This window comes from Prosthecobacter sp. (assembly GCF_049294395.1).
In the GTDB taxonomy this organism is placed as follows: domain Bacteria; phylum Verrucomicrobiota; class Verrucomicrobiia; order Verrucomicrobiales; family Verrucomicrobiaceae; genus Prosthecobacter.
This window is the reverse complement of record NZ_JBAQCR010000107.1, coordinates 18,808-40,129: the sequence shown is the minus strand read 5'-3', so window position 1 is coordinate 40,129 and position 21,322 is coordinate 18,808. Positions and strand designations below refer to the sequence as shown.

Below are 21,322 nucleotides of genomic sequence, written 5' to 3'. Positions count from 1 at the left end.
GGGTCTGACCGCCACCGCCCTGCTGCTGTGTGCCGGATTGATTTTCTGCGCCTGGTTTGTCGCGAATCCGGTCATCGCCGTGCTGGTGATCAGCGCGGGCATGTTCTGCGCTGCCACGGCCAATCCCTGCCTCGGCGCCACCGTAATGAACATCGGCGGCCCCCATGTGGCCACGCTCAGCGCGACGACCAACATGTGCGGCAATCTGGGCGCCGCAGCATTCCCGATCCTCGTGCCCTGGCTGCTCGCCCACGCTGGCGGTTGGAATGCCGTGCTGGCAGGCTTTGGCGCGCTTTACATCATTGCCGCCATATTTTGGCTGCTGATTCGAAATGAGCGCATCTCTCAGTGACCAAACGCGCACAAGTGCTTGTTCGTGCGCACGTAGATCACACCATCGACAATGGCAGGAGAGGCAAACACAGGCGCTTTGAGGTCATTCTTCGCCAGCACCTTCAGCGTGTCGCTCGCCGCATCGAGCACGGAGATCACACCGCGTTGCGACGTCACATACACGCGCCCATCAGCAGTTACCGCAGAAGCATAGTACTCGCCGGAAGCATCAAGCCGCTCTGCTTGGAAGATCGGGCTGCCGCTTTTCGCATCATACGCAGAGGCGAGCCCGCCACCCTTCACGGTGAAGACGCGCCCGTTCGCAATGACCGGAGAAAACACATACGGCAGCTGCTTCGTCTGCCGCCAGATCACATGCGTGTCCGTGATGTCGCCGCTGCCTCCGGCCTTGATGGCAAAGAGCTGGTTCGCCGCTTTGGCGAAGATGTCGCGCATGGCATCGTATTCGGCCTGGTTGACCGTGCCGTTCTTGTCCGCATCGATGATGGTGAAGCGGTCGCGCAGCGGTCCCTCAGGAAACTCCTTCTCGCTTAGCAAACCGTTTTTGTCGGCGTCATTCACGGCAAGGAAGGCTTCATGCGTTTCCATCTCTACGCGGTCATCCGGATCACCCCCCGCATTCCAGCCGCAGACGATCAGTACATCCCCCACCGCAATGGGGCTGGTGTTGGACACACGTGCCATGCCACTGGCAGACCAGCGCAATTTGCCGTCCTTGAGATCGTAGCTGCGCGTCCTGAGCGATCCGCTCACGATGAGTTCTTCAATGCCATCATGCCGCCAGATGAATGGCGTGGAAAAGCTGCGGCGGAATTCGCTGCGGTCCACGCGCCACACTTCAGCGCCCGTCTTCACATCCAGCGCGATCATGTAGCTGCCCACATCCTGATCCGCGACGATGATTACCTTTCCATCCGCGATGATGGGCGAGGCGCTGGTGCCAAACTCCACGATCGGCGGAGGTAGCGGCTTCTGCCACAGCACCTTGCCGTTCCAGTCATACGCCAGCACGCCGTAAGAGCCGAAGTAAGTGATCAAGCGCTCGCCATCCGTGCAGCACGTCGGTGTGGCAGGACTGCCGATGCGGTGCGCGCCTTCCACCTTCTCCGCCGGAGCCGCCGCACGCCACAGCTCATGCCCGTCCTTCCGGCTCAGACAAATCGTGACCAGCTTGCCGCCATCGAGACCTGTGAGCGCGATCTTGTCCTGCCAGATGCAAGGAGACGAATGCCCAAACGGCACCTCCACCTGCCACTTCAAATTTTTCTCCGCACCGAACTCCACCGGCGGTTTCCCCGTGCCGAGCCCAAGCCCGCCCTCACCCCGAAACTGCGGCCAGTTGGATTCGGCGAGGCAGGTTGTGATGAGAAGCGTGGAGAACAGAAAGTGGCGCAGGAACATGGACATAAGAAGCGGGCGGCAGGCCCGAGTCTTTCGCGCAGAACACTTCATTTCAACTCCCGCTCCAGCCAGGGGATGATTTGAGCGGCCCAACGGCTGCCATGCTCACGCAGGCCTGCGCCGCTGAAGTGCACGCCCTTGCCGTGTCTCTCGCGAAGCTCGCCCTTGAGAGCATCGCTGTCCGGCCCTGCGAGAGCGATGCCGTCTCGCCACAAGGATGCCTGTGCCGAGCGGATGTCGGGGGAGGCTTCATCTCCTGGCACATGGTAGCTGGCCTGTGCGACAAACCACGGGGCCTGCCAGCCGATGTCGCGGCGGGAGCTGGCAATGATGTTTTCCAGATACTCGCGATACTGCTTTCCTGGCAAGGTGCGATTTGGGTCCCTCTGGTTCGCATCACTCTCGCCCTGATGCCAGAGCACGGCGCGAAAGCCATGCGGGCCGGCGCCCTGCATGAGCTGAAGCAATCTGGCATAGGCCGTGCCGTTGCTTTCCCACTGACCGCCGGGGAGCTTCTGCACACGGGATTCGATCGTTGGAGGTTGCGGAAACGGCACTCCTTTCGGCAGCCATTCCCGCACACTGGTCGCTCCGATACCACAGGGGATGAAGGCGACCGGCACATTGAATTTCTTCACCAGTGCATCGCCGAGCGGCGGCATGAAACTGCCGCCCTGGCCGCTGGCGCCGGGCTGCGGATCGTTCGCAAGCTGCCAGCGCCGACCATCACAGACGGAGACACGACCCGTCTGCGTGGATTGCTTTTCTTCACCGTGGTTCGCCGAGTTTGACTGACCGGCGACAATAAAAATCTCACCGATGCCGACGTGTCCGACCGTCGCTTCTTCGATCACCTTGCCATTCAGTTTGGTGCGAAGTTCGAGCCGGTGCCAGCCACCGGCGGGCAGTTCATATCCTACGCTGAATGACAAGTCATTGATCGCTACCTTGAGCGGTGTCCAGCCACTGGTTTGTCCATTCACCACGGATCGCACCAATACCTCGTTGGGCATCTGTGCAAACACGCCGGAGATCGTGATGCTCCCTTGGCGAGCATCACTGCGTTGAAAGACCTGGTAATCGAGCGGTGCGTTGAGTTTGAGCTGGGCAGGCGCGGCTTCGGGTGGTGGGGTCTGCGCATGCAGCTTGCACAGCGCGACGAGGAAGGCAGACAAGAACAGAAAACATTTCATGGCAGGATCGGAAGGTAGCGCGGGCCGGTGATGCTGCACAAGGCGCACGGAATTCATCCCGCGCGCTCCTCCTTGAGCCTCCCTCACTCAATCCGCCATGTCGCCTGCCTCAGCACCGCCAGCTTCGGCTCCTTCATCGTCTCATACCAAACGCTGAGCAGCGTCCCATCGGCCAGCTCGACGGTGCTGGGATAACCGAGATCGCCGCCGATGCCATCGCCGGAGAGGATCATGGCCTCGCTCCAGCTCTGGCCGTTGTCGCTGCTGATGCGCGCCTGATTGCCGTAAGGCTTGCGGCGGTGGCCGTAGGTCATCACAAGACGGCCATCGCGCAGGCGCAGCAGGTGGGAGGGCAGGCCCCACACGCCGATTCCATGCGGCTCGCTCCAGGTCTTGCCGCCGTCCTTGGATTCCGTCTGCAGCGTCTCGCCTTTGTTGGCGTCGTTGTGATTGCGGATCTGCGCGATGAGCGTGCCGTCGGCGGCCTCGACCGCATGCAGTTCGTGATACGACCTGACTGCGTTGTCGCCTTTGCGTGTGGGGATTTCCGCCAGCCACTGCCAGGTTTGGCCGTCGTCCTTCGACTCCGCCACCCCGACCTTTTTATCGCCGGTCCAGAGCTGCTTGCCGGCATAGAGCAGGCGACCATCCTTGAGCTGGATGGGGCCGTGCGGGCTGTTCACGATGGTAGGGATGCGAGTGGACCAGGACTTGCCGCCGTCGGTGGAACGGATCACCCATTCGCCGAGTTCCGCTTTGCGCTCTTCATCATTGAGGCGCTCGTGCGCGGCCTTCCACTTCACAAACTGCTCCTGCGGCATGGTTTTGGAAGTCCAGCCCTTGTCCGTGTGCTCGGCAAAGGTGCTGGCTTTCTTGAAATGATCTTCGTAGGCCAGCGAGGTGAAGGTGCTGACGATGAGCGAGCCCTTCGCAGTTTCCAGCACACCGGAGTCACGGTCATCCGTGGCAGTGTCCAGCAGCACGCGCGGCCAGGTCCAGGTGGCGCCGTTGTCCCGCGAGGTCATGGCATGCACCTGCCCGAAGGGGCACACATGCGATTCACGGCCACCGGACCACGAGACCCACAGCTCGCCATTCTGCCTGCGCACCACGGTAGGCCAGCCATGATAAAACTCCGGCTGCTGGGAGATTACCTTGGTCTCAATGATCTTCGCCGTCGGCGCGGCTCCACGTGCGATGAAGGGAAAGGCAAGTGCGGAGGTCGTGGTGGCAAGAAAGCGGCGGCGGTTGGTCATGGTGCTATAGATTACGCGAGCGCTCTGTTTGCTTTCACAGCAAACCCTTGGTCCGAACACCGAACCAGCGAGAGATATGCGGCAGCACAAAGTTGCCCTGTTCCTGTGGAACAGGTGCCCTTCCTTGTTGCACAGCAACAAGGCAACTGTCACTCCGCTGCTTTCTTACGCACAAACTTTTGCACCCGCGCACCGGTTCCTTCAGCAACATACACCGCACCGTCCGGGCCAACTGCAATGTCATGCCCGAGCTGAAACTGCCCAGCTGCTTTGCCATGGCTGCCAAAGGTGTCAAGCACCTGCCCTGCGGGATCCAGCTCCACCGCCTTGCCCCGCATCTGCGGCTTCAAGGAGGGAGAACCGCCATCAATGACGAACAGATGGCCGTCAGGAGCAGTAGCAATGCCATACGGTTTGCCGATCTGCGGGCCTTTCCATTCATGCTGGAATGCCCCCTTCGCATCGAAGACCTGCAGCCGTTCATTCTCGCGGTCACAGACAATGACGCGTCCCTGCGCATCCACGGTGATGCCATGCGGCAGATGAAACTCGCCCGGCCCACGGCCTTTCGTGCCCCATTGAAAATCAAAGCGGCCGTCAGCGGTGAATTTCATCACGCGCGTGTTTTGGTAGCCGTCGCTCACGTAAAAGGAGCCGTCTGCCAGCACCGCCACATCCGTAGGCAGATTGAAATGTTTGTCATCGCTGCCCGGCACACCCGCCTCGCCCAAGGTGAGCAGCACCTCGCCAGTCGTCGAACACTTGAAAACCTGATGCAGGCCCACATCCGTGAGCCAGAGATTGCCCTCAAGATCCACAGTCAGCCCATGCGGCATGATGAAGCGGTTCGCCCCCCAGCTGCTGAGAAGCCGTCCCGTCGCGCCATCGAACACGCTCACGGTCGGCGCAGCGATAGGCTCCTTGGGAAAGGGCTTGGACCACACCCGGCCGCTGCGATGAAAAACGTACACGCGGTTCTGCGCATCGACACCGACCCCCGCACAAAGGCCGAGCACATGCCCCTCCGGCAACTGCGGCCAGCCAAGGACAACCTCATGTTGGGATTGCGCCAAAGCAGCCGTGGCGAAGAGACCGAGGAAAAAAATGAAGCGCATGGAAGGAGTAAAATACTCACTTCAACTTCGAAACCTTCACGTCATCCACATCCGCCGACTTGTTCACGGCCAAGGTGATCATGCGTTTCGTGGGGTGAGCGATGCCTTCGCTGCTGAAGGAAACAGCTTCCAGATCGTCAATGCGGACGGTCATCTGATCGCCGACGATCTTGATGTTCATGCTGTGCCACTCGTTGGGCTTGAGGTCGAGCTTGAAGGACTTGGTTTTGGATTTGAGCAGCGCGGCCAGTTCAGGTGACTTGTCGCCTTTCTCGCGGCGGGCGCGGATCTCATTGTCCATGCCTCCGGTCTTGGAGTCCGTGAGCGTGACCGCCTTGTTGGTCACGCGTGCGATGCAGAGATGGCCCGCATGCACGGTCTTGAGCTCACGATCCACGAAATCGACACCGAGATCATCGCCTTCACCAAGCCGGAACTTCAGCTGCACGATTCCGTCCTGAAACTCAGCCGCGTGAAAAATGGCCACGCCATGATCGGCCTCGGCATGCTTGGTCACGTGCATGTAGCCGTCGATGAGATCCACCTGCTGATGCCCCTTGGCGCGCCACGCACTGTTGCTGGTCCAGCCGTTGCCGATGTCCTCCTTGCCCGGTGTGGCTTCATCACGAGAAAAGTCGTCGGAGAAGAGCGGCGTAATGAAATCGGCGCGGAGGGAGAAGCCGAGGGTGAGGAAGATGAGGATTCGTTTCATGACATCAATGCTTGGGTGGATTGGGCACAGTGCTGGCAGTGTATTCGGCGGCGTCGATGGAGCCGTTGCCATCCACATCACGGGCTTTGAACCACGCGGCGGCATCGGCGGGATCGCGTTTGGCGCTGAACTCCTCACGGCTGAGCTTTCCATCGTGATCCGTGTCGAGCCTCTTGAACTGCTCGGCGCGGTTCGGATCCTTCTTGGCAGCAGCTTTGCCCTTGGTCCTCGCCTCACCAGCGATGGGCAAGGGCAGATAATCGAAGTCGAGGATCATCTTCTTTTGCAGCGCAGTCTTCAGCTCCATCGTGGCCTCCTCCAGACCTTTCTGACCGTAGAGATTGTGCAGCTCATTCGGGTCTTCCTTCAGATCGTAAAGCTCATACACCGGGCGCGGACTGGTGAACCAGAGATCTTCAAACTCGGTGGCCAGCGTCTTTTCCTCGTGTGCTTTGACGATGTCCTTCCAGCTCGGGTCGCCCGCACTGTCCACGGGCGCGTAGCGCAGGTTCGGGGTGACGTTGTAGATGAGTTTGTAGCGCGCACTGCGCACGCAGCGGCTGTAGTCCACGCCACTGGCGGTGGTGCTTTCATTGAAGGTGGCGCTGCCATGCGGACCGCGTTCGGCGAAGATGTGCTGGCGCTCTTTTTCAAACTTCGCGCCTTTGAGCAGCGGCAGAAAGCTCACGCCACTGATGCGCTCAGGCACCGGCAGTCCGGCAGCTTCGAGGCAGGTGGGCGCGATGTCCTCACCAGAGATCAGCGCGCTGGAGTCGCCGCCCGGTTTGATCACACCCGGCCACCACGCGAGCAGCGGCACGTTCAGTCCCGGATCATGCAGCGAGCCTTTGCCGCTGGGGAAAGCCATGCCGTTGTCTCCCATGAAAATGATGAGCGTGTTCTCCAGTCCGGCACGTTCTTTGACGATGTTGAGCACACGCTGGAAGTCGCCGTCGCAATGCTCGATCTCGCCTTCGTAGGCGGAGAGATCGCTGCGCACGCCAGGCAGGTCCGGCAGAAAACCGGGCACCTTGAGCTTCGCGGGGTCAGGCGGATTTTTGCCGGTGTTCCAGGCATGATGCGGATCGCTGAAGCCAACCCAAAGAAAGTAAGGCTTGTCCTTCGGCCGCTGGTCAAAGAACTCATTCATCTTCGCCGGTACATTCTCCTGACCGCTCGCATCGACGTAGTTGAAGCGATCCTTGAAGGTGGTCAGGTGATGCTCATCAAACACCTGCGCGGATGCCTCCGGACCGCGCCCCGAACCATCCAGATGATACGTGCGACCGCAACAACCGACAAAGTAGCCCGCCTCCTTCCGCAAAATCTCCGGAAAGGTGATCTCATCCCGTGGCAGCGGCGATGAAAACCGCGTGATGCGGCAGGCCACCGGCGAGCGGCCGGTCATAATCGTGGCACGCGAAGGCACGCACTGCGGCGCACCCGTGAACATGCGCCGGCACATGGTCCCCTCAGCAGCGAAGCGATCGAGGTTCGGCGTCTTCATCTCCTCACGTCCATAGCAGTGGATGAACGGGTAGCTGTGATCGTCGGAGAGAATGAACAGAATATTCGGCGCAGCCGAATAGGATGAATGCAGACTGATGAACGACGAAACAAGGATGAGCAGAAAAGTAAATCTCATGGCAGGACGGGCTTGGGTTCAATGTCGCTGGGGTTGATCCATCCAGCCTTCATGGGCTTGCCGCTCATGAACTTCTCGTAGAAGCCCACATTCGCCTTGGAGGCATGCTCGTATTTGTCGAAGATCTCGCCCTGACCAAACATGCGCGGATCGCCCTGTGCTTTGAGCTCGGCGTGAAGCTGGTCACGCATGGCAGTGGCGCGTGGGTCAGCGGGTGAGTTCTTCACGAAATCGGGGTCGGACTTGAGGTCATAGAACTCAGCGCCCGGGCGCAATCCAAAACAAAGCTGCCAAAAAGGATCGGCGGGATTCTTTCGGTGCGCATCAAGGATGAAGCTCTTCGTAGCTCCGGCATCGCAGTCCAAGTATCCGGTCTCCGGATTGCCACCAGGCCAGCGCGTGGACTCGAAGTTTTCAATGAAGACACTGTCCTTCGTCACGATGGCGCGAATCGGATAGCCCCAGTCATGCGGGCGGCCCACGTCGGTGCGCTCCTTGCCGATGAGCACATGATCGCGCACATGTGCGGGCTTGTTGGCAAAGAGATCCATGAGACTGCGGCCCGGCGACTCCGCCATGCCGGTGTCCGCCCACTTCATGCCCGCCACTTCGATGAGAGTGGGCGCGAGATCGACGAAGCTCACAAAGTCCGCCAGCGTGCGACCGGGCTGCAGAATGCCCTTCTTCCACATCATCGCCAGCGGCACATGGTTGGCCTGCACGTTCGCGTTGCCTTTGCTTCGCGGAAAGGGCATGCCGTGATCTGCTGTGACAATGATGAGCGTATTATCCAGCAGGCCGCGCTTTTCCAGATCAGCGATCATTCGCCCGAGGTGCTTGTCGAAGTGCTCCACCTCAAAGGCGTAATCGAGCATGTCATTGCGGATCACCTCGTTGTCCGGCCAGTAGGCGGGCACGTGATCGATGTCGGAGAGCTTCTTGCCGCCCTTCGCCACCCCGCTGCCAAATTCATAACCACGGTGCGGCTCCACGCTGCCATACCAGAAGCACCAGGGCTTGTCAGCCGGTGCGGCATTAAGGAAGTCGCTGAAGTTCGCCGCGTAGTCGCAGTTCAGGATCTCGGGTGTGGGTGGCTCGGCTTTGCGCTTGTTGTAGGGCGTGCCCGTCATCTGGCGCGGCTTGCCATTCGCATCCACCGCCACGCCGGGGCCCCAGCCCTTGGTGGTGTAGCCCACATTCCAGCCCTTCTCCGCCAGGGCCTCGCCCCAGCCTTTGAACTCCGGTGGGAAGTAGCAGATGTGATTCGCCGCTTCTTTGAGCTGCCATGAATTGCGCCCCGTGAGGATGCACGCACGTGAAGGCGCGCACTTCGCATTCGGCGTGTAGGCCTGGCTGAAGAGCAGCCCCTCCTTCGCCACGCGGTCAAAGTTCGGCGTCTTCACCCACGGCGTACCATAGGCACTCGCATGCGGACCCCAGTCATCAGCGATGGCGAAGAGGATGTTTGGAGGTGGCTCTGCTGCGAATGACGAAGCCAAAACTAAAATTGACGAAAGGATGAGGGCTGCTGGTTGGCGCATGCCGAGGGAACGATGCGCAGGAGAGGTTCCTTCGGCAAATTGAAGGAGCATGCCTGATCGCAGCCGGGATCACCGTGCAAACATTTGCGCTGCTTTCTGGAGCAGCGGGTCGGCAGGAAGAATGGACTGGCCGCTGCGGATCACGGCGCGGGCTTCAGCAAGCTGATTGAGCTGGGCCAGTGCCGTGGCTTTGGCGCAGTAGGCACCCGGCAGGCAGGGATCGAGATCGAGCGCCTTGGAGGCAGAGGTCTGCGCATCCGCGAACCGGTGCAGCTCAATGAGCGCATTGGCGCGGTTCACCCAGGCCTTGGCATAGGCGGCATTGAGGGCAATGGCGCGGTCGGCACTGGCCAGCGCCTCTTCGGGCTGTTTCATGCGCCGCATGAGGATCGCGCGATTGTTCCAAGTGATCGCTGCGCCGGGTTGAGAAGCCACGATGGCATCCAGCACACTGCAGGCTTGCTCTGCGGGCAAAAGTTCGATGCAAAGATGCGAGGTGCCGTCGAGTTCGCCCATGCGGTTGGATTCGTAGGCAAGCTCAAGCGCCTGATCCAGCCAGCTCAAAGCATCCTCACGGCGGCCAAGACCCATCGCGGCTTGCGCGAGATTGGCCGGAGGGCCGGGTTCGTCAGAGGCCAGCTGGTGGGCTTTCGCGGCACTGCGAAATGCGGCGTCGAACTCACGCCTCTCCATGTGGATGCAGCTTTGAATCTGATGCGCCTTCCAGTTCGCGGGGTTCAGGCGCAGCGCACGTTCAGCCTCGGCATGGGCTTTGCGCGGCTGACCGAGATTGAGCCAGGTCTGCGCGGCATTGACCATAGCATCCGTCTGCAGCGGTGAATCAGGAGCCGTCGTGCGTGGAGGCGGTGCTCCGAGCAGCGAGGTGAACATGTCCTCAAGGCGCGAAGCGATGACCTGGAAATTCGCGGGCCGTGCAGCAGGATCGACGGCGAGACATTCGCGCAGCAGCGCGGCCAGCGGCTCCGGCATGCGGGCGGCGGTGCAGAGCTCTGCAGGGCGTGCTGCCTCCGGAAAATGACCCAGCACCGCGCACAGCAGCGTGACGCCATAGGCATACACGTCCGCCGCCGTGCTGCGGCCGGAGCGCCGCGCGATCATCTCAGGAGCCATGAAGCCGTCCGTACCGGCGATGAGTCCCGCAGGACCCGTATCGCCTCCGGTGAGTGAAAGCCCAAAGTCGCTGACCTTCGCCACGCCATCGGCGGTGATCAGCACATTGGCAGGCTTCAGATCGCCATGCACCAGCTGCTCTTCTTTGAAGGCATGCGCAAGACCCCGTGCCATGCCGAGGCCATGCTGCAGCGTGCTGCGCCAGTCCGTGCGCCCCTTCGCGATCTCCTCCGCCAAGGTGCGCCCGCCGGTGATGTGCTCCATCACGAGGAAGGGAATGCGGTTGTGCATTTCCACGCCGTAGGCGAGCACGAGATTGGGATGCGGTGTGAGCGCAACGGAGTTCACGGCTTCCGCCACGAACTGCTCGCACAGATCTGGGTCGGTCAGATGCTGCGGCAGCGGACTCTTCAATGCGGCGAGCGAGTCCCCACGCTGATAGGTTTCTGGTCCGAGGCTGCGGCAGAGATACACCAGCCCGAAGCCGCCATGCAGGATTTTGAGCACCTCATAAGTCCCGCCGATGCACGCTCCGGGCTGAAACGGCACCTCCTCCAAAAACCGGCACTCGCGCTGAAACTGCTGCAGCAGTTCGGCTTCACCCTGCCGGGCACTGTCCAGCCCCAGCAAGTCCGCAAGCCCGCCTGCCTCCATTGCATCACCGCGCTCCAAGCGCGCGATCACCGAGCCGTCCGGCTTCACCGCCGAACGCGCTTCCCGTGCGTCCATCAGCCCGCGCTTCAAGGCGGAAAGCAGATCGCGCAGGCTGCGGGAGTTGGCATCAGGTGGCATGGCGGAATTCAGGCGGGGCGGCTGAGCGCGGCGAAAAGATCGCGGACCTCCGCGTCCACTTCATCGCTGTCCGTCGCATACTGGGCGATCTCCTCGCGCAGCAGCCGTTGGTAGGCGCGCCGTGCGGTGACGAGTCGGTTGGCCACCTCTTTTTCGGTGAGTCCGAACTCGGCCGCCATGTCGCGCTGAGAGGGTGCCGCGACGCCGTCGAGAATGGGCAGAAGCATGAAGCGTTTGAAAATGCTGAAGTGTGTCTGCTTGCCAGTGGCCTGGCACTCGCGGTCCAGAGCGTCCACCACACGTGCCAGGAGCATGCGCGCCCATGACTGGGTGAAGGCATCCTCCGGAGTGTGGTTGTCCACACCCATCACCGCAGCGCTGCCGCCTTCTTCCAGCACTTCATCTGCGGAAATGAATCCGCCCGCTGGCCGCCGCTGCTGCGCCTGATCATACCGGTGCGCATTGGCGGCGTAATGCTGCAAAGCGGAAAGCATCAGGCCGCGAAAACGCCCGCGCGCCGTCTCCGCCTTTTCAAACAACTGATGCTGCATGGAGTGGAGAAAGAAGTCCTGCACCAGATCCTCGGCCTTCTCATGGCCAAAGCCACGCCGCGCGAGATAGGCCAGCACCGGCTTGCGATACAGCTGGTACAGCGTGCCGAGCACTTCGCTCTTGGTCGTTTCATCACCGTCCTTCAGCCGCGCCAGCTGTGACCAGCGCGTCTGCGGAAACATCTCGCCGTCGTTGCTCATGCCGCGCAGGCTACGAGGCAAAACGAAAACGGCAAGCCCGCATGGAACCGGGCTTGCCGTTGTGTTTGACGCGGCCTCTCAGGGAGCAGGCGGCGGCACCGGGTGGACCTCCAGGCGGATGCCGGGCGCTCTGCCAGACTCCTTGTATTCCTTGATGGCCTGTTCCGGCGTGCGCCCGCTGCCCGTTTCACGTGGAGGCTGCGCCTCGCTGATGCGCTCCACCAGTTTCTTGGCGGCGTCGAGCTTGTCATCGGAATCCGCTGCTGAGAGCGATGCGTTCAGGCTGACAAGCAGGAGAAGCGCGAGATGAAAGGATGTTTTCATAATGGGTAGAGAAATAGGTGGTTTGATGCAGGGGCGGTTCATGCAGGAATCATGGATGTGCTGGTGAGAGACGGACGGGTGGGTTTCCCCGGAAGCCTGACGCACCCCTCGTCTGTCCCGGTCACTGCCAGCTGATCCCAGGGATCAGCGGTAGGTGGCAGCGGCACGCAGGGGCGGCATGGCTTGGGCAATTCGGGGGTGGGGGCCGGGTAGATGGGTGGCGGACACAGAGGCAGCGGGCTGATGGGCAGCGGGCGGATCCATGTGTCAGCGTGGGCGCTCGGATGAAAGGCGAGTGTGGCGGCGGTGATGAGGCAGAGGTGAAGCATCGATGTTTTCATGGGATGGAGTGGTTGAAGGGTGGAGGGATGTGATGAGTCTTATCCGCGGACGGCGGCGACGGCGGTGGGCCCACGAGGGCGGGGTGGGTCTTTGCAGATTTCCTTGATGCGATCGGAGAGCGACTCGCCGGCCTGGGCTCCGGTGATGGAGGAGACGGTGACAAGGAGCAGCAGGGTTTGGATGAGTTTCGTTTTCATGGGATGCGGATGTTGTTTGTATTTTGTTGGTTAAGTTTGATCGGCTGATTTGCCTCTCTGCAGATGGATTACCGGTCCGTGCGCCGACTCTGCGTGAGGCCTGAAAATAATTTCACTTCGTGACGCAGAGACGGCTGCCCCATGTTTGCAGGAGGTGGATTGACGACTGCACCGCCGTCGATTATCCGATGGCATGTGTCAGTGCCGGATCATCACCCAGCGACAACTGCGCTGCTCCGGCTCCGATGATTTCACCCTGCACTGATCATGGCTTACGACTGGGATGATGACCGCCAAAGGTTCTGCAACTCCGCCAGTCGCGGACATGTGGATTCACCGAGTGAAGAATGGCTGGCGGAGCAACTCAATCAAGCCGCTGCGCTGGCCAAGGCGGGCAACCTGCGTGATGCCGCGAAGCTCATCGAAGAGATCCGCGCACGCGTGGTGGCGGTACGTTTGTTTCACAGCTGGGACGACGGGATTCTCTGCTTTGGCAATCTCATCAGCGTGATCCGCCGCATGTCACCGGAGACCCAGGTGCCGTCCGAATACCAGAAGCTGCTGGATGCCCAGCCCAGCCTGAAATGGGACGAAGACATGACCAAAAAGCAAAAGGTCTTTTGGTACGGCTCCGCCAATACTGAGCTGGGTGGCACCCTCATGATCGGACCCGCCCCTGGGTCGTCTGGAAAGTCTGGCTGCGTAGTGATCGCGCTGGGTCTCCTAACTGGCAGCCTGGGACTGGCAGTGCTCTGCGTGCTGTGCCACTGAGGCCATCAAAGGCCGGTGTCCCACACCATCACCGAGCAGTCATGTCCTCCGCTCATGACACGTCCACCGGAGGGCGTAATTGCGCAGGCATTGATGGACATGCCCGGCTCATGGCCGCGCAGGCGTAGCCGGATGCTGCTCTTTGAATCGGCACCCATTTCGATGACACAAACCTCCGCGCCAGATCCAGCTGCCGCCCATTGGCCCCCGGAAGCGAGCTGGAACCCCATGAAATAATCGTCATTGGAATCCGCCAGGCGATCGATGATCTTGCCTTCCGTGACATCCATCACGCACAGCTTGGACCCCGAAAGCACAAGGGCCTTCCAGCGCACGGACATAAAAGCGACCGCACTGATTGCACGTTCGGGAAAGTGGGCCGTTTTGGCCAGCTGTCCGTTGCTGGCATCCCAGACTTTGACCGTGTCTGCATGGTCTCCGCCACCCGTGAGCGCCCACGCGCCATCAGGGGACAGGGCCACCGCCGCCACGCCGCCATTGAGAGTGCCTCCAAAGAAGCCTCCAAACTTCCGCACATGCGATCCTTTGACCGTGTCCCACAGCCGCGCGGTGCCGTCGCCGCTGCCAGTGATCAACAGCCGTCCGTCAGCCGATGCCGCGAGACTGAAGATGGTGAAGGAATGCTTGCGCAGGCAGTGAATCACCCGGCCGCTCGCCAGGTCCCAGATCCACACCGCACCGCTCTGACCCGCAGCGGCCACGCGTGTTTCATCACCCAGGAAGATCACGGAGGTGAGAAAATTGCCGTCCGCTTTCAAGGGCGGCAGCTCCTGGCCGGTCTCCAGATTCCAGACACGCACGAAAGAGTTCCAGCCGACGGAGAGCCCGATGCGCCCATCACGCGAAATCGCCAAGGCCTCCACGTTGTTGTCATGCGCCCGTTTGAACTGAAACCGCAGGCTTCCCTGCGCCTTTCCCGCAGGCGCGGGAGCTGACTGAGCCATGGCCGCTGGCTGGCGCTGCTCCTGATGAAGCTCATCCAGAGAGCGCAGCAGGGCCTCCCGCTTTTCCTCCACGTCTTCGACTGGCGCTGCCGGCAGATCATCACGCTCGCCAATGCCGGAGCAGGCGATGGCAAAGGTCTCCTGCAACCAGCGCCACGCGCGGTGCCGCTTGGGCTCGGCATCGGTTTTGCGGATTTCATCGGCAAAGACGGAGAGCAGCTTGTCCTCGCTGTCGAAGAGTGTTTCGAGCGGCATGTCCGTCTCCAGCATCTGCAGGACAACCGCACCCAGCTGGCCGGCCATCGCGTGAAAGTCGCGCTCGCTGCCCGTGAGGCTTTCCATCTCTGCCATCAGTCGTTCAATACGCCGGCTGACAGCGAGCGCCTTGCGTCGACGGTATTCACTGCGCGGCTCAAAAGGCATCAGCGCGTCGCACTGCGGGCAGGCGAGGGTGTAGTCTTCCAGCATGCGCCGCGCATTGGCCGGGTCCTTCATCGCCGACATGGCGCCGATCATGTGCCGCGCACTGAGTTGATCCGCATTGAGCTGCGTGCTGCCTTGGCAATGCGGGCACTTGATCTGCCATTTTTTGTCGGACATCGGGTGCGGCGGGATGAGGTTCAGAACAGAGCCGCAGCACACGCAGCAGCAGATTCAAACATACCACGGATGAATCATTGCACCACTTCGCTGATTTTCTTCACGATGAAGACCGCCACATCACCGCGCTCTGGGTAATGCTTCGTGGCATGGACGCCGCTGACGGAAACAACCACGCCATCTCTGATCCACGCAAAAGCCGCCGGCGGCAGCAGCACCTGCACGCGCTGCTTTTCACCGTAACGCAGCACCCAGCCGGTGGTTTCACCACCGATGGCGACTTGCTGTTCGAGCGTGCCCATGAGCTGAACTTCAGGAACAGCTGCTGGGCTGGGGACAGAAGGTGCGGGCTGGCCCTGAGTCACAGAGCAAAGCAGGCAGGCAAAGAGGAAGGTGGCAAGAATGGAGTGTTTCATAGGAGTGATGGATCGTTATGAATGGATTACCCGCCTGAGATCCAACTCTGCGTCGACTTGGAATTAATTTCAGAACTCATTGCGCTACTCCTTCTTGTTCTTCTTCCTGGCCTTCTTCGCAGCCTTGCCTTTGCCCGAGGATTGGAACTCGCGATCAAGCTCAATGGGTCGGGCGTCTTTGAATTGGTCGAGAGCGGTTTGCAGTTTGGTCTTGGCGGCGGTCGCTTCGCTGCTCAGCGTGGTAGCGGCAATATCCTGCTTCTCCAGTTCATCCGTACTCAGATCGTAGAACTGGCCGGTGCGATACAGTTTGAAGCGCTGGTCAAAGGTGTACTCACGCACGGTCATATCCTGGCTCTGCCGCGGTGAGTACCAGGTATAGAGCCACTCGCGCGGCGTGCCTGCTTCTCCTTTGAGCTGCGGCAGAAAGCTCACTCCATCGGTGCCTTCAGGCACCTTCACACCTGCGGCGGCGCAGAGGGTCGGGAGAAAATCCGTGCTGCTGACCAGATCGGCGGAGACGCGGCCCTGCTTCATCACGGCGGGCCAGCTGACGATCAGCGGCACATGGGTACCGTGCGATGTGGTGCTGCCTTTGCCGCCCTTGTAGTCCGCGCCTTTGAAGCGGCTGGTGATGCCGGAGTTGGTGCCATTGTCGCCGAGGAAGAGCAGCAGTGTGTTGTCGCGGATGCCAAGTTCTTCGAGCTTGGCAACGACACTGCCTACCATCTTGTCCATGTAGGCGGTCATCTCGGCGAAGTGCTTGGGCGACTGCTGCTTGTTCTCGCTGCTGATCGTCGGATCCCAGTCCGGGCTGTCCGGCGTCGGCTGGAACGGATTGTGCGTAAGGATCATCGGGTAGTACAGAAAGAAGGGCTTCTCCTTGTTCTTCGTGATGAAGCTGAGCGCGAAGTCGTTCACCAGCGCGGGGCCGTACTCGCCGTGAGTAAAATCTTTCTCCACGCCGTTGTATTCCAGGCCGGGGTTCGCGTAGCGCGGCGGGCGGCGTGTCTGCTGCCACAGGCAGGATTCGTCAAAGCCGAAGTGCTGCGGTGAGTCCACCTCGTGCCCGAGCTGCCACTTGCCGCAGATGCCGGTGGCATAGCCAGCGCCTTTCATGAGATTGCCAAAGGTCGTCTCCGTGCGCAGCAGCGTGCCGAAATTGATGTAGTTGCGCACGTTGTGGCGACCCGTCATGAGTTGCACGCGCGTGGGCGTGCACAGCGGCTGCACGTGGCAATTTTCGAAACGCACCCCGCTCGCGGCGAGCTTGTCGATGTTCGGAGTCTGATACGATTCACCACCATTCGCCGTGACGCATTCATAGCCGAAGTCATCGACCATGATGAGAATGATGTTGGGTTGCGACGCGAATGACGAATGCCAGATGGCGAACGTCGAAAGAATCAAGAGGAGGCTTTTCATGGTTCGCGGGCTTCAGGCTTCTGCCAAGGTGTGGCGCCGCCGATCTGCACATGCGTGCGCAATGCGGTGGAGAGTTCTTTGAAAACCTTGGGCGCTTTGCCGATGAGGTTGGTCTTCTCCTGCGGATCGTTCTTGAGGTTGTAGAGCTCCAACGGGCTGTAAGGCGTGTTTTGCATCAGCTTCCACTCGCCCCGGATGATGGCCTCATAGCTTTTGCCGCCATAGGCCGCACCACCTTCACGCCGGACGAAGTAGAGATCTCGCGGCGCGTCGATGCTGCCACCGTTGAGGATCGGCACGAGGCTGATGGCATCAATGCCAGGTGAAGCTTTCGCACCAGCAAATTCGAGAAAAGTGGGGAAAAGGTCAAAGTTCAGCCCTGCGTAGTCGCTGCGTGAACCTGCCTTGATGTGCCCCGGCCAGCGCACCATGAAGGGCACGCGCAGGCCACCGTCATAGTGGCTGGTCTTGCCATCGCGCCACGGATCATTATTCTGCGCATGGGGTAACGAGCCGCCGTTGTCAGAACCGAAAGCAACGACGGTGTTTTGGTCGAGCCCGGTTTCTTTTAACACGGCCAGCAGTTGCCCGATGCGATCATCCAGATGCTCCACGAGCGCGGCATTCATCGCGCGTTTTTCATCCAGCTGCGGCGCACGCGCCTTCACCTTGGCCACCCATTCCTCCGGCGGCTCGATGGGGAAATGCGGCGCATTGAAAGCGAGGTAGAGAAAGAAGGGCTGCTTCTCCTTCGCCCGTTCACGAAAGTAATCCGCCGCCCAGCCCGCGAAGATGTCCGTGGCATGCCCTTTGGGGTCGATGACCTCCGCATTGCGGCGCATGTAGTTGTGCCCCTGGCGCAGGTGCGTGGTGTAGCTGTCCATCATGTCGCCGAGAAAGCCATGGAAGAGGTCAAAGCCGCGCTCATTCGGTGTGTTGGGCGAATCGAGACCAAGATGCCATTTGCCAATCACCGCCGTGTGGTAGCCAGCCTTCTTCAACTCATTCCCAATCGTCGGAATGCCGGGCGCAAGATAACCCCACGAGTCCTCCGGATTCGTTCGAATGACACCGGGAACTCCCACACGATCTGGAAAGCGCCCGGTGAGCAGCGCGGCCCGTGAAGGTGAGCACACCGTGCAGTTCGCCCGCATGTTCTGGAAAAGCATGCCCTCCGCCGCCAGCTTGTCGATGTTCGGAGTGCGGCAGTCCGAGGCATGGTAAGTCGAGACATCGCCATAACCGAGATCATCAGCGTAGATGATGAGAAAATTCGGGCGCTGCTCTGCAGCGAATGACGAAGCTAACAGGAAGAATGACGAAAGAATGAGAACGAGGGGCTTCATGGCTTGATAGCTTGCTGCTTGGCCTGTTTCTTCTTCGCATTCTTGGCCTTCGGCGCAGGCTCCGGCACTGGCGGCAGTCCATCATCCGGCTGGTTCCAAAGACGATAAGGATCATCAAGACGGCGCATCTCGTTGAGGAGCAGTGCCTCCATTTCGGCAAGCTTGGTGGCGTACTCAGGATTGCTGGCGAGGTTGGTCTTCAGCGGGTCTTTGCTGCCATGCTCCTTGAGGAGTTCATCGGGATTCGCGGCGAGGTTGAAAAGCTGCGTCTCATGCACGGCGCCGTTCATGGCGTCGTATTTAATCAGCTTCCAGTCGCCCTGCTGCACGCAGCGCATGCCGGGCTTGGTGCCACCGCAGTAGACGCCGTACATCACATCCCGTATGGCCGTCTTTTGACCTTCGAGCACCGGCTTGAAACTGAGCCCTTCGTTGCTTTCTGGTGCGGGGATTCCGGCGATATCACAGAGCGTGGCCACGATGTCGAGCAGGTAGATGTTTCCCGGCACACGGGAGCCGGGCTTGATGCCGGGGCCTTTGACGATGAAGGGCACGCGCCAGGTGTGCTCGTAGAGGTTTTGTTTTCCCTGCAATCCATGGCGGCCGATGGCGATGCCGTGGTCAGCCGTGTAAACGATGTAGGTGTTGTCGAGCTCACCCATGGCTTTGAGCTTCTCCAGCACACGGCCAATCTGGATGTCGATGTTCTCATTGCAGGCGGACTCGCGGCCGATCTCGTTGCGGATGGTGGCTTCATCGCGGTTCTTCCACACACCGCTGACTTCCACTTCATCGCGCACGTTGGCGTCGCCGTTGTTGAAGGGATGCGCGGGGAGGTAGTTCGCGGGAAGTGCAGGCTGCTTGGGGTTCAATGCAGGCAGCGTGTTGGGATCTTCATGATTGGTCGCGCCGTATTTCGCCAACAACTCGGGACGGCCGTCGCGGGTGTCGTGCGGATGGGAAAAGCCGAAGTTGATGAGGAAGGGGTCGGTGTCCTTCTTCGCCTCGCGTTCGTTCAGGTACTCCATCACTCGGTCGCCATGCCAGGTGCTGCCGGTCTCATCGGTACCGCCGCGTTTGGTGGCATCATGCCGCACGGTGAACTGCTTGTTCGCGCCCTCATACGAGTTGCCCTGCTTGCAGGTGCGCATGGTGTCATACCCGGCGCGATTGAAGACAGCCGCCAGCGTGTTCAGCTCGAGATTCGGCGGGCAGTGCTCCTTGGCACCGGGGCCGATGGGCAGATGCCACACGGTGCGCCCGCTCATGATCATGTGCCGCGAAGGCGTGCACACCGCGCCGCTGAACGAGCCCATGTGCCGCGCAGAATCAAAGACCATGCCTTCCGCCGCAAGCTTGTCGATGTTCGGTGACTGCAACGGCGACTTCGGGTTGTAGAACTTGAAGTCAAAGGGTGACTGGTCATCCACAACAATAAACAAGATGTTGGGACGCTTTGCAGGAGCGGCAAATGACGAAGCCAAAAGGCAGAATGACGAAAGGATGAGAACGAGGGCTTTCATGGTTGGGTCGGGGAAACAGGGTTGAGAGCGCCTGCCAGTTATTGTTTGGCCTTGGCCTTTTTGACCGCTCCTTTTTTATTGGGGGTGAATTTGCGCGCACCTCGCTGATCCATCGGCAGCAGCGGTCCACCACGTGCGTTCATCTCAGCATCGCACAGCGCGCGCATTTTCTGCAAGGCCTCGGCATGCGCGGGATCTGATGCGAGGTTTTTGAGCTCATCGCGGTCGGACTCCAAATCATGCAGAAACTCATACGCAGGCTTCTGATCGAAGTAACGCGCATACACGTAGCGCTGGCCGCGAATGCCTTCCCAAGTGAGCGTGGGCGCGAGGTCGAGGTGCTCGCAGAAGAAATGCGTGCGCCAGGGTTTGTCGCTCCCCTTCCCTTCGATGAGCGTCGAAAGGCTGCGGCCTTCGCAGGCGTCCGGGCGCTTCACTCCGGCCCAGTCAATGAAGGTGGCGGGCAAATCGACATTGAGCACGAGGTCATCCACCACGCGGCCGCGTTGCTCCTTGGGAAGGCGCGGATCATAGACGATCATCGGCACGCGCAGCGATTCCTCATAGTGCGACCACTTGCCCTGAAAGCCGCGATCCCCGAGGTAGTAGCCGTTGTCGGCGGAATAGACGATGATCGTGTTGTCCGCGAGCCCGGCCTCCTTCAGCGCGGCAAGCACACGCGCGATGGCTTTGTCGACACCGCTGATCATGCGGTAGTAGGCGCGCACGTTCGTTTCGAATTTCTCCGGCGTGTCGTAGCCCCAGAACCAGCGCTCGCGATTGATGGAGTCTTTGAGGAACTGCGGGTGCGCCTCGTAGATGGCGGGATCTCCCAAACGCGCGGGCGGGATGGAGCGGTCTTCATACATGCCATCGACCGATTGCGGCCAGGGGTAGAGGCCAATACCGGGGCGGTGGTCGTTGTCCTCAGCATGCGCCGCATTGAACCAGAGATTCAGTGCGAAGGGTTTGTCTTTAGGCTGAGATTTAATGAACTCGATTCCCTTGTCGCACACTAGGTCCGTCTCATGGCGCTTGGTGCCGTCCGGCATCGTTTTGAAATACGGATTGCGGCCGATGGCCTCATAGATGTCATACTGCTCCTGCGGCTTGAAGCCCTGCGGCGAGATCATGTGCCATTTGCCAATGTGTCCGGTGCGGTAGCCTGCCGCACGCAGCAGCACGGGATACATGGTGGCCAGCGCCTCAGGTTTCACGGTGGGGATGGCATCGCGCTGCGCATGGGACCGCGCCCACTGGCCTGTCAGCACCACCGCACGGCTGACCCAGCACACTGCCGTGGTGACGTGTGCATTGCTGAAACGCACCCCCTGTGCCGCGAGACTGTCCACCGTGGGCGTCTGCACAATGGGGTGCCCCGCGCAGCTCTGCGTGTCCCACCGTTGATCATCGGCAAAGAGAAAGAGGATGTTGGGGCGTGACGGTTCAGCAGCAGCAGACACCGCCGCCAAACCCAGGGACAACAAAGCGAAAACAGATTTCATGAACCTCTGCGAACGA

Annotated in this window: 19 protein-coding genes and 1 pseudogene; 2 read left to right on the top strand and 18 right to left on the bottom strand. The window is 60.6% G+C overall.

What is annotated here, in order from left to right:
* Positions 1 to 352 (top strand): annotated as a pseudogene (locus WAW39_RS06720) (MFS transporter); the annotation flags it as partial.
* Here the strand turns inward: WAW39_RS06720 and WAW39_RS06715 are convergent.
* From WAW39_RS06715 to WAW39_RS06660, 12 genes are all read right to left on the bottom strand, one after another.
* Positions 346 to 1,761 (bottom strand): PQQ-binding-like beta-propeller repeat protein, encoded by a 1,416-nt coding sequence (locus WAW39_RS06715; protein WP_422317065.1) that lies wholly within the window; start codon positions 1,759 to 1,761, stop codon positions 346 to 348. The pseudogene WAW39_RS06720 and the gene WAW39_RS06715 overlap by 7 nt on opposite strands.
* 41 nt (positions 1,762 to 1,802) lie before the next feature.
* Entirely contained in the window at positions 1,803 to 2,948 is a 1,146-nt protein-coding gene (locus WAW39_RS06710) for a sialate O-acetylesterase (protein ID WP_422317063.1), read from the bottom strand.
* An 83-nt stretch (positions 2,949 to 3,031) separates the two neighbouring features.
* The gene (locus tag WAW39_RS06705; RefSeq protein WP_422317061.1) at positions 3,032 to 4,204 is read right to left on the bottom strand and encodes a sialidase family protein; all 1,173 of its coding nucleotides are present in this window, start codon (positions 4,202 to 4,204) and stop codon (positions 3,032 to 3,034) included.
* Positions 4,205 to 4,353: 149 nt separating this feature from the next.
* Positions 4,354 to 5,319 (bottom strand): peptidyl-alpha-hydroxyglycine alpha-amidating lyase family protein, encoded by a 966-nt coding sequence (locus WAW39_RS06700; RefSeq protein ID WP_422317059.1) that lies wholly within the window; start codon positions 5,317 to 5,319, stop codon positions 4,354 to 4,356.
* 16 nt (positions 5,320 to 5,335) lie between these two features.
* Positions 5,336 to 6,031, bottom strand: a complete 696-nt coding sequence (locus WAW39_RS06695) for a family 16 glycoside hydrolase (protein ID WP_422317057.1) — start codon at positions 6,029 to 6,031, stop codon at positions 5,336 to 5,338.
* Between the two features lie 4 nt (positions 6,032 to 6,035).
* A complete protein-coding gene (locus WAW39_RS06690; protein ID WP_422317055.1) occupies positions 6,036 to 7,676 on the bottom strand; it encodes a sulfatase-like hydrolase/transferase in 1,641 nt (546 codons plus the stop codon).
* Entirely contained in the window at positions 7,673 to 9,217 is a 1,545-nt protein-coding gene (locus WAW39_RS06685; RefSeq protein ID WP_422317053.1) for a sulfatase, read from the bottom strand. Before WAW39_RS06685 ends, WAW39_RS06690 begins: the two co-directional genes overlap by 4 nt.
* A gap of 69 nt (positions 9,218 to 9,286) precedes the next feature.
* Positions 9,287 to 11,140 (bottom strand): protein kinase domain-containing protein, encoded by a 1,854-nt coding sequence (locus WAW39_RS06680; RefSeq protein ID WP_422317051.1) that lies wholly within the window; start codon positions 11,138 to 11,140, stop codon positions 9,287 to 9,289.
* Positions 11,141 to 11,148: 8 nt separating this feature from the next.
* Positions 11,149 to 11,892, bottom strand: coding sequence for an RNA polymerase sigma factor (locus tag WAW39_RS06675; RefSeq protein ID WP_422317049.1), 744 nt, complete (start codon positions 11,890 to 11,892; stop codon positions 11,149 to 11,151).
* Positions 11,893 to 11,970: 78 nt separating this feature from the next.
* Positions 11,971 to 12,216, bottom strand: a complete 246-nt coding sequence (locus WAW39_RS06670; protein WP_422317047.1) for a hypothetical protein — start codon at positions 12,214 to 12,216, stop codon at positions 11,971 to 11,973.
* A gap of 38 nt (positions 12,217 to 12,254) precedes the next feature.
* Positions 12,255 to 12,557 carry a hypothetical protein gene (locus tag WAW39_RS06665; protein WP_422317045.1) on the bottom strand — a complete coding sequence of 101 codons (303 nt, stop codon included), beginning with the start codon at positions 12,555 to 12,557 and terminating at the stop codon, positions 12,255 to 12,257.
* A gap of 39 nt (positions 12,558 to 12,596) precedes the next feature.
* Entirely contained in the window at positions 12,597 to 12,755 is a 159-nt protein-coding gene (locus tag WAW39_RS06660; protein ID WP_422317043.1) for a hypothetical protein, read from the bottom strand.
* Positions 12,756 to 13,022: 267 nt separating this feature from the next.
* Between WAW39_RS06660 and WAW39_RS06655 the strand changes: the two genes are divergently transcribed.
* Positions 13,023 to 13,526: a hypothetical protein gene (locus WAW39_RS06655; RefSeq protein WP_422317041.1), complete on the top strand. Its 504-nt coding sequence runs from the start codon at positions 13,023 to 13,025 to the stop codon at positions 13,524 to 13,526.
* A 5-nt stretch (positions 13,527 to 13,531) separates the two neighbouring features.
* On the opposite strand, the gene WAW39_RS06650 is transcribed toward WAW39_RS06655, so the two are convergent.
* From WAW39_RS06650 to WAW39_RS06625, 6 genes are all read right to left on the bottom strand, one after another.
* The gene (locus WAW39_RS06650; protein WP_422317039.1) at positions 13,532 to 15,091 is read right to left on the bottom strand and encodes a WD40 repeat domain-containing protein; all 1,560 of its coding nucleotides are present in this window, start codon (positions 15,089 to 15,091) and stop codon (positions 13,532 to 13,534) included.
* Between the two features lie 74 nt (positions 15,092 to 15,165).
* On the bottom strand, positions 15,166 to 15,507 hold the full coding sequence (locus WAW39_RS06645) for a hypothetical protein (protein ID WP_422317037.1): 342 nt from the start codon (positions 15,505 to 15,507) through the stop codon (positions 15,166 to 15,168).
* 84 nt (positions 15,508 to 15,591) lie between these two features.
* Positions 15,592 to 16,932 (bottom strand): sulfatase-like hydrolase/transferase, encoded by a 1,341-nt coding sequence (locus tag WAW39_RS06640; RefSeq protein WP_422317035.1) that lies wholly within the window; start codon positions 16,930 to 16,932, stop codon positions 15,592 to 15,594.
* Positions 16,929 to 18,278, bottom strand: a complete 1,350-nt coding sequence (locus WAW39_RS06635; protein ID WP_422317033.1) for a sulfatase — start codon at positions 18,276 to 18,278, stop codon at positions 16,929 to 16,931. Before WAW39_RS06635 ends, WAW39_RS06640 begins: the two co-directional genes overlap by 4 nt.
* Complete coding sequence (locus tag WAW39_RS06630; protein ID WP_422317031.1) at positions 18,275 to 19,801, bottom strand: sulfatase-like hydrolase/transferase; 1,527 nt, start codon at positions 19,799 to 19,801, stop codon at positions 18,275 to 18,277. Before WAW39_RS06630 ends, WAW39_RS06635 begins: the two co-directional genes overlap by 4 nt.
* Before the next feature lie 38 nt (positions 19,802 to 19,839).
* Positions 19,840 to 21,306, bottom strand: a complete 1,467-nt coding sequence (locus WAW39_RS06625) for a sulfatase (protein WP_422317029.1) — start codon at positions 21,304 to 21,306, stop codon at positions 19,840 to 19,842.
* Positions 21,307 to 21,322: the final 16 nt, after the last annotated feature.

Excerpts from the sequence above, each read along its gene's own strand:
- WAW39_RS06715 (WP_422317065.1), bottom strand. The coding sequence starts at position 1,761 with ATGTCCATGTTCCTGCGCCACTTTCTGTTCTCCACGCTTCTCATCACA.
- WAW39_RS06710 (WP_422317063.1), bottom strand. The coding sequence starts at position 2,948 with ATGAAATGTTTTCTGTTCTTGTCTGCCTTCCTCGTCGCGCTGTGCAAG.
- WAW39_RS06705 (WP_422317061.1), bottom strand. The coding sequence starts at position 4,204 with ATGACCAACCGCCGCCGCTTTCTTGCCACCACGACCTCCGCACTTGCC.
- WAW39_RS06700 (WP_422317059.1), bottom strand. The coding sequence starts at position 5,319 with ATGCGCTTCATTTTTTTCCTCGGTCTCTTCGCCACGGCTGCTTTGGCG.
- WAW39_RS06695 (WP_422317057.1), bottom strand. The coding sequence starts at position 6,031 with ATGAAACGAATCCTCATCTTCCTCACCCTCGGCTTCTCCCTCCGCGCC.
- WAW39_RS06690 (WP_422317055.1), bottom strand. The coding sequence starts at position 7,676 with ATGAGATTTACTTTTCTGCTCATCCTTGTTTCGTCGTTCATCAGTCTG.
- WAW39_RS06685 (WP_422317053.1), bottom strand. The coding sequence starts at position 9,217 with ATGCGCCAACCAGCAGCCCTCATCCTTTCGTCAATTTTAGTTTTGGCT.
- WAW39_RS06680 (WP_422317051.1), bottom strand. The coding sequence starts at position 11,140 with ATGCCACCTGATGCCAACTCCCGCAGCCTGCGCGATCTGCTTTCCGCC.
- WAW39_RS06675 (WP_422317049.1), bottom strand. The coding sequence starts at position 11,892 with ATGAGCAACGACGGCGAGATGTTTCCGCAGACGCGCTGGTCACAGCTG.
- WAW39_RS06670 (WP_422317047.1), bottom strand. The coding sequence starts at position 12,216 with ATGAAAACATCCTTTCATCTCGCGCTTCTCCTGCTTGTCAGCCTGAAC.
- WAW39_RS06665 (WP_422317045.1), bottom strand. The coding sequence starts at position 12,557 with ATGAAAACATCGATGCTTCACCTCTGCCTCATCACCGCCGCCACACTC.
- WAW39_RS06660 (WP_422317043.1), bottom strand. The coding sequence starts at position 12,755 with ATGAAAACGAAACTCATCCAAACCCTGCTGCTCCTTGTCACCGTCTCC.
- WAW39_RS06655 (WP_422317041.1), top strand. The coding sequence starts at position 13,023 with ATGGCTTACGACTGGGATGATGACCGCCAAAGGTTCTGCAACTCCGCC.
- WAW39_RS06650 (WP_422317039.1), bottom strand. The coding sequence starts at position 15,091 with ATGTCCGACAAAAAATGGCAGATCAAGTGCCCGCATTGCCAAGGCAGC.
- WAW39_RS06645 (WP_422317037.1), bottom strand. The coding sequence starts at position 15,507 with ATGAAACACTCCATTCTTGCCACCTTCCTCTTTGCCTGCCTGCTTTGC.
- WAW39_RS06640 (WP_422317035.1), bottom strand. The coding sequence starts at position 16,932 with ATGAAAAGCCTCCTCTTGATTCTTTCGACGTTCGCCATCTGGCATTCG.
- WAW39_RS06635 (WP_422317033.1), bottom strand. The coding sequence starts at position 18,278 with ATGAAGCCCCTCGTTCTCATTCTTTCGTCATTCTTCCTGTTAGCTTCG.
- WAW39_RS06630 (WP_422317031.1), bottom strand. The coding sequence starts at position 19,801 with ATGAAAGCCCTCGTTCTCATCCTTTCGTCATTCTGCCTTTTGGCTTCG.
- WAW39_RS06625 (WP_422317029.1), bottom strand. The coding sequence starts at position 21,306 with ATGAAATCTGTTTTCGCTTTGTTGTCCCTGGGTTTGGCGGCGGTGTCT.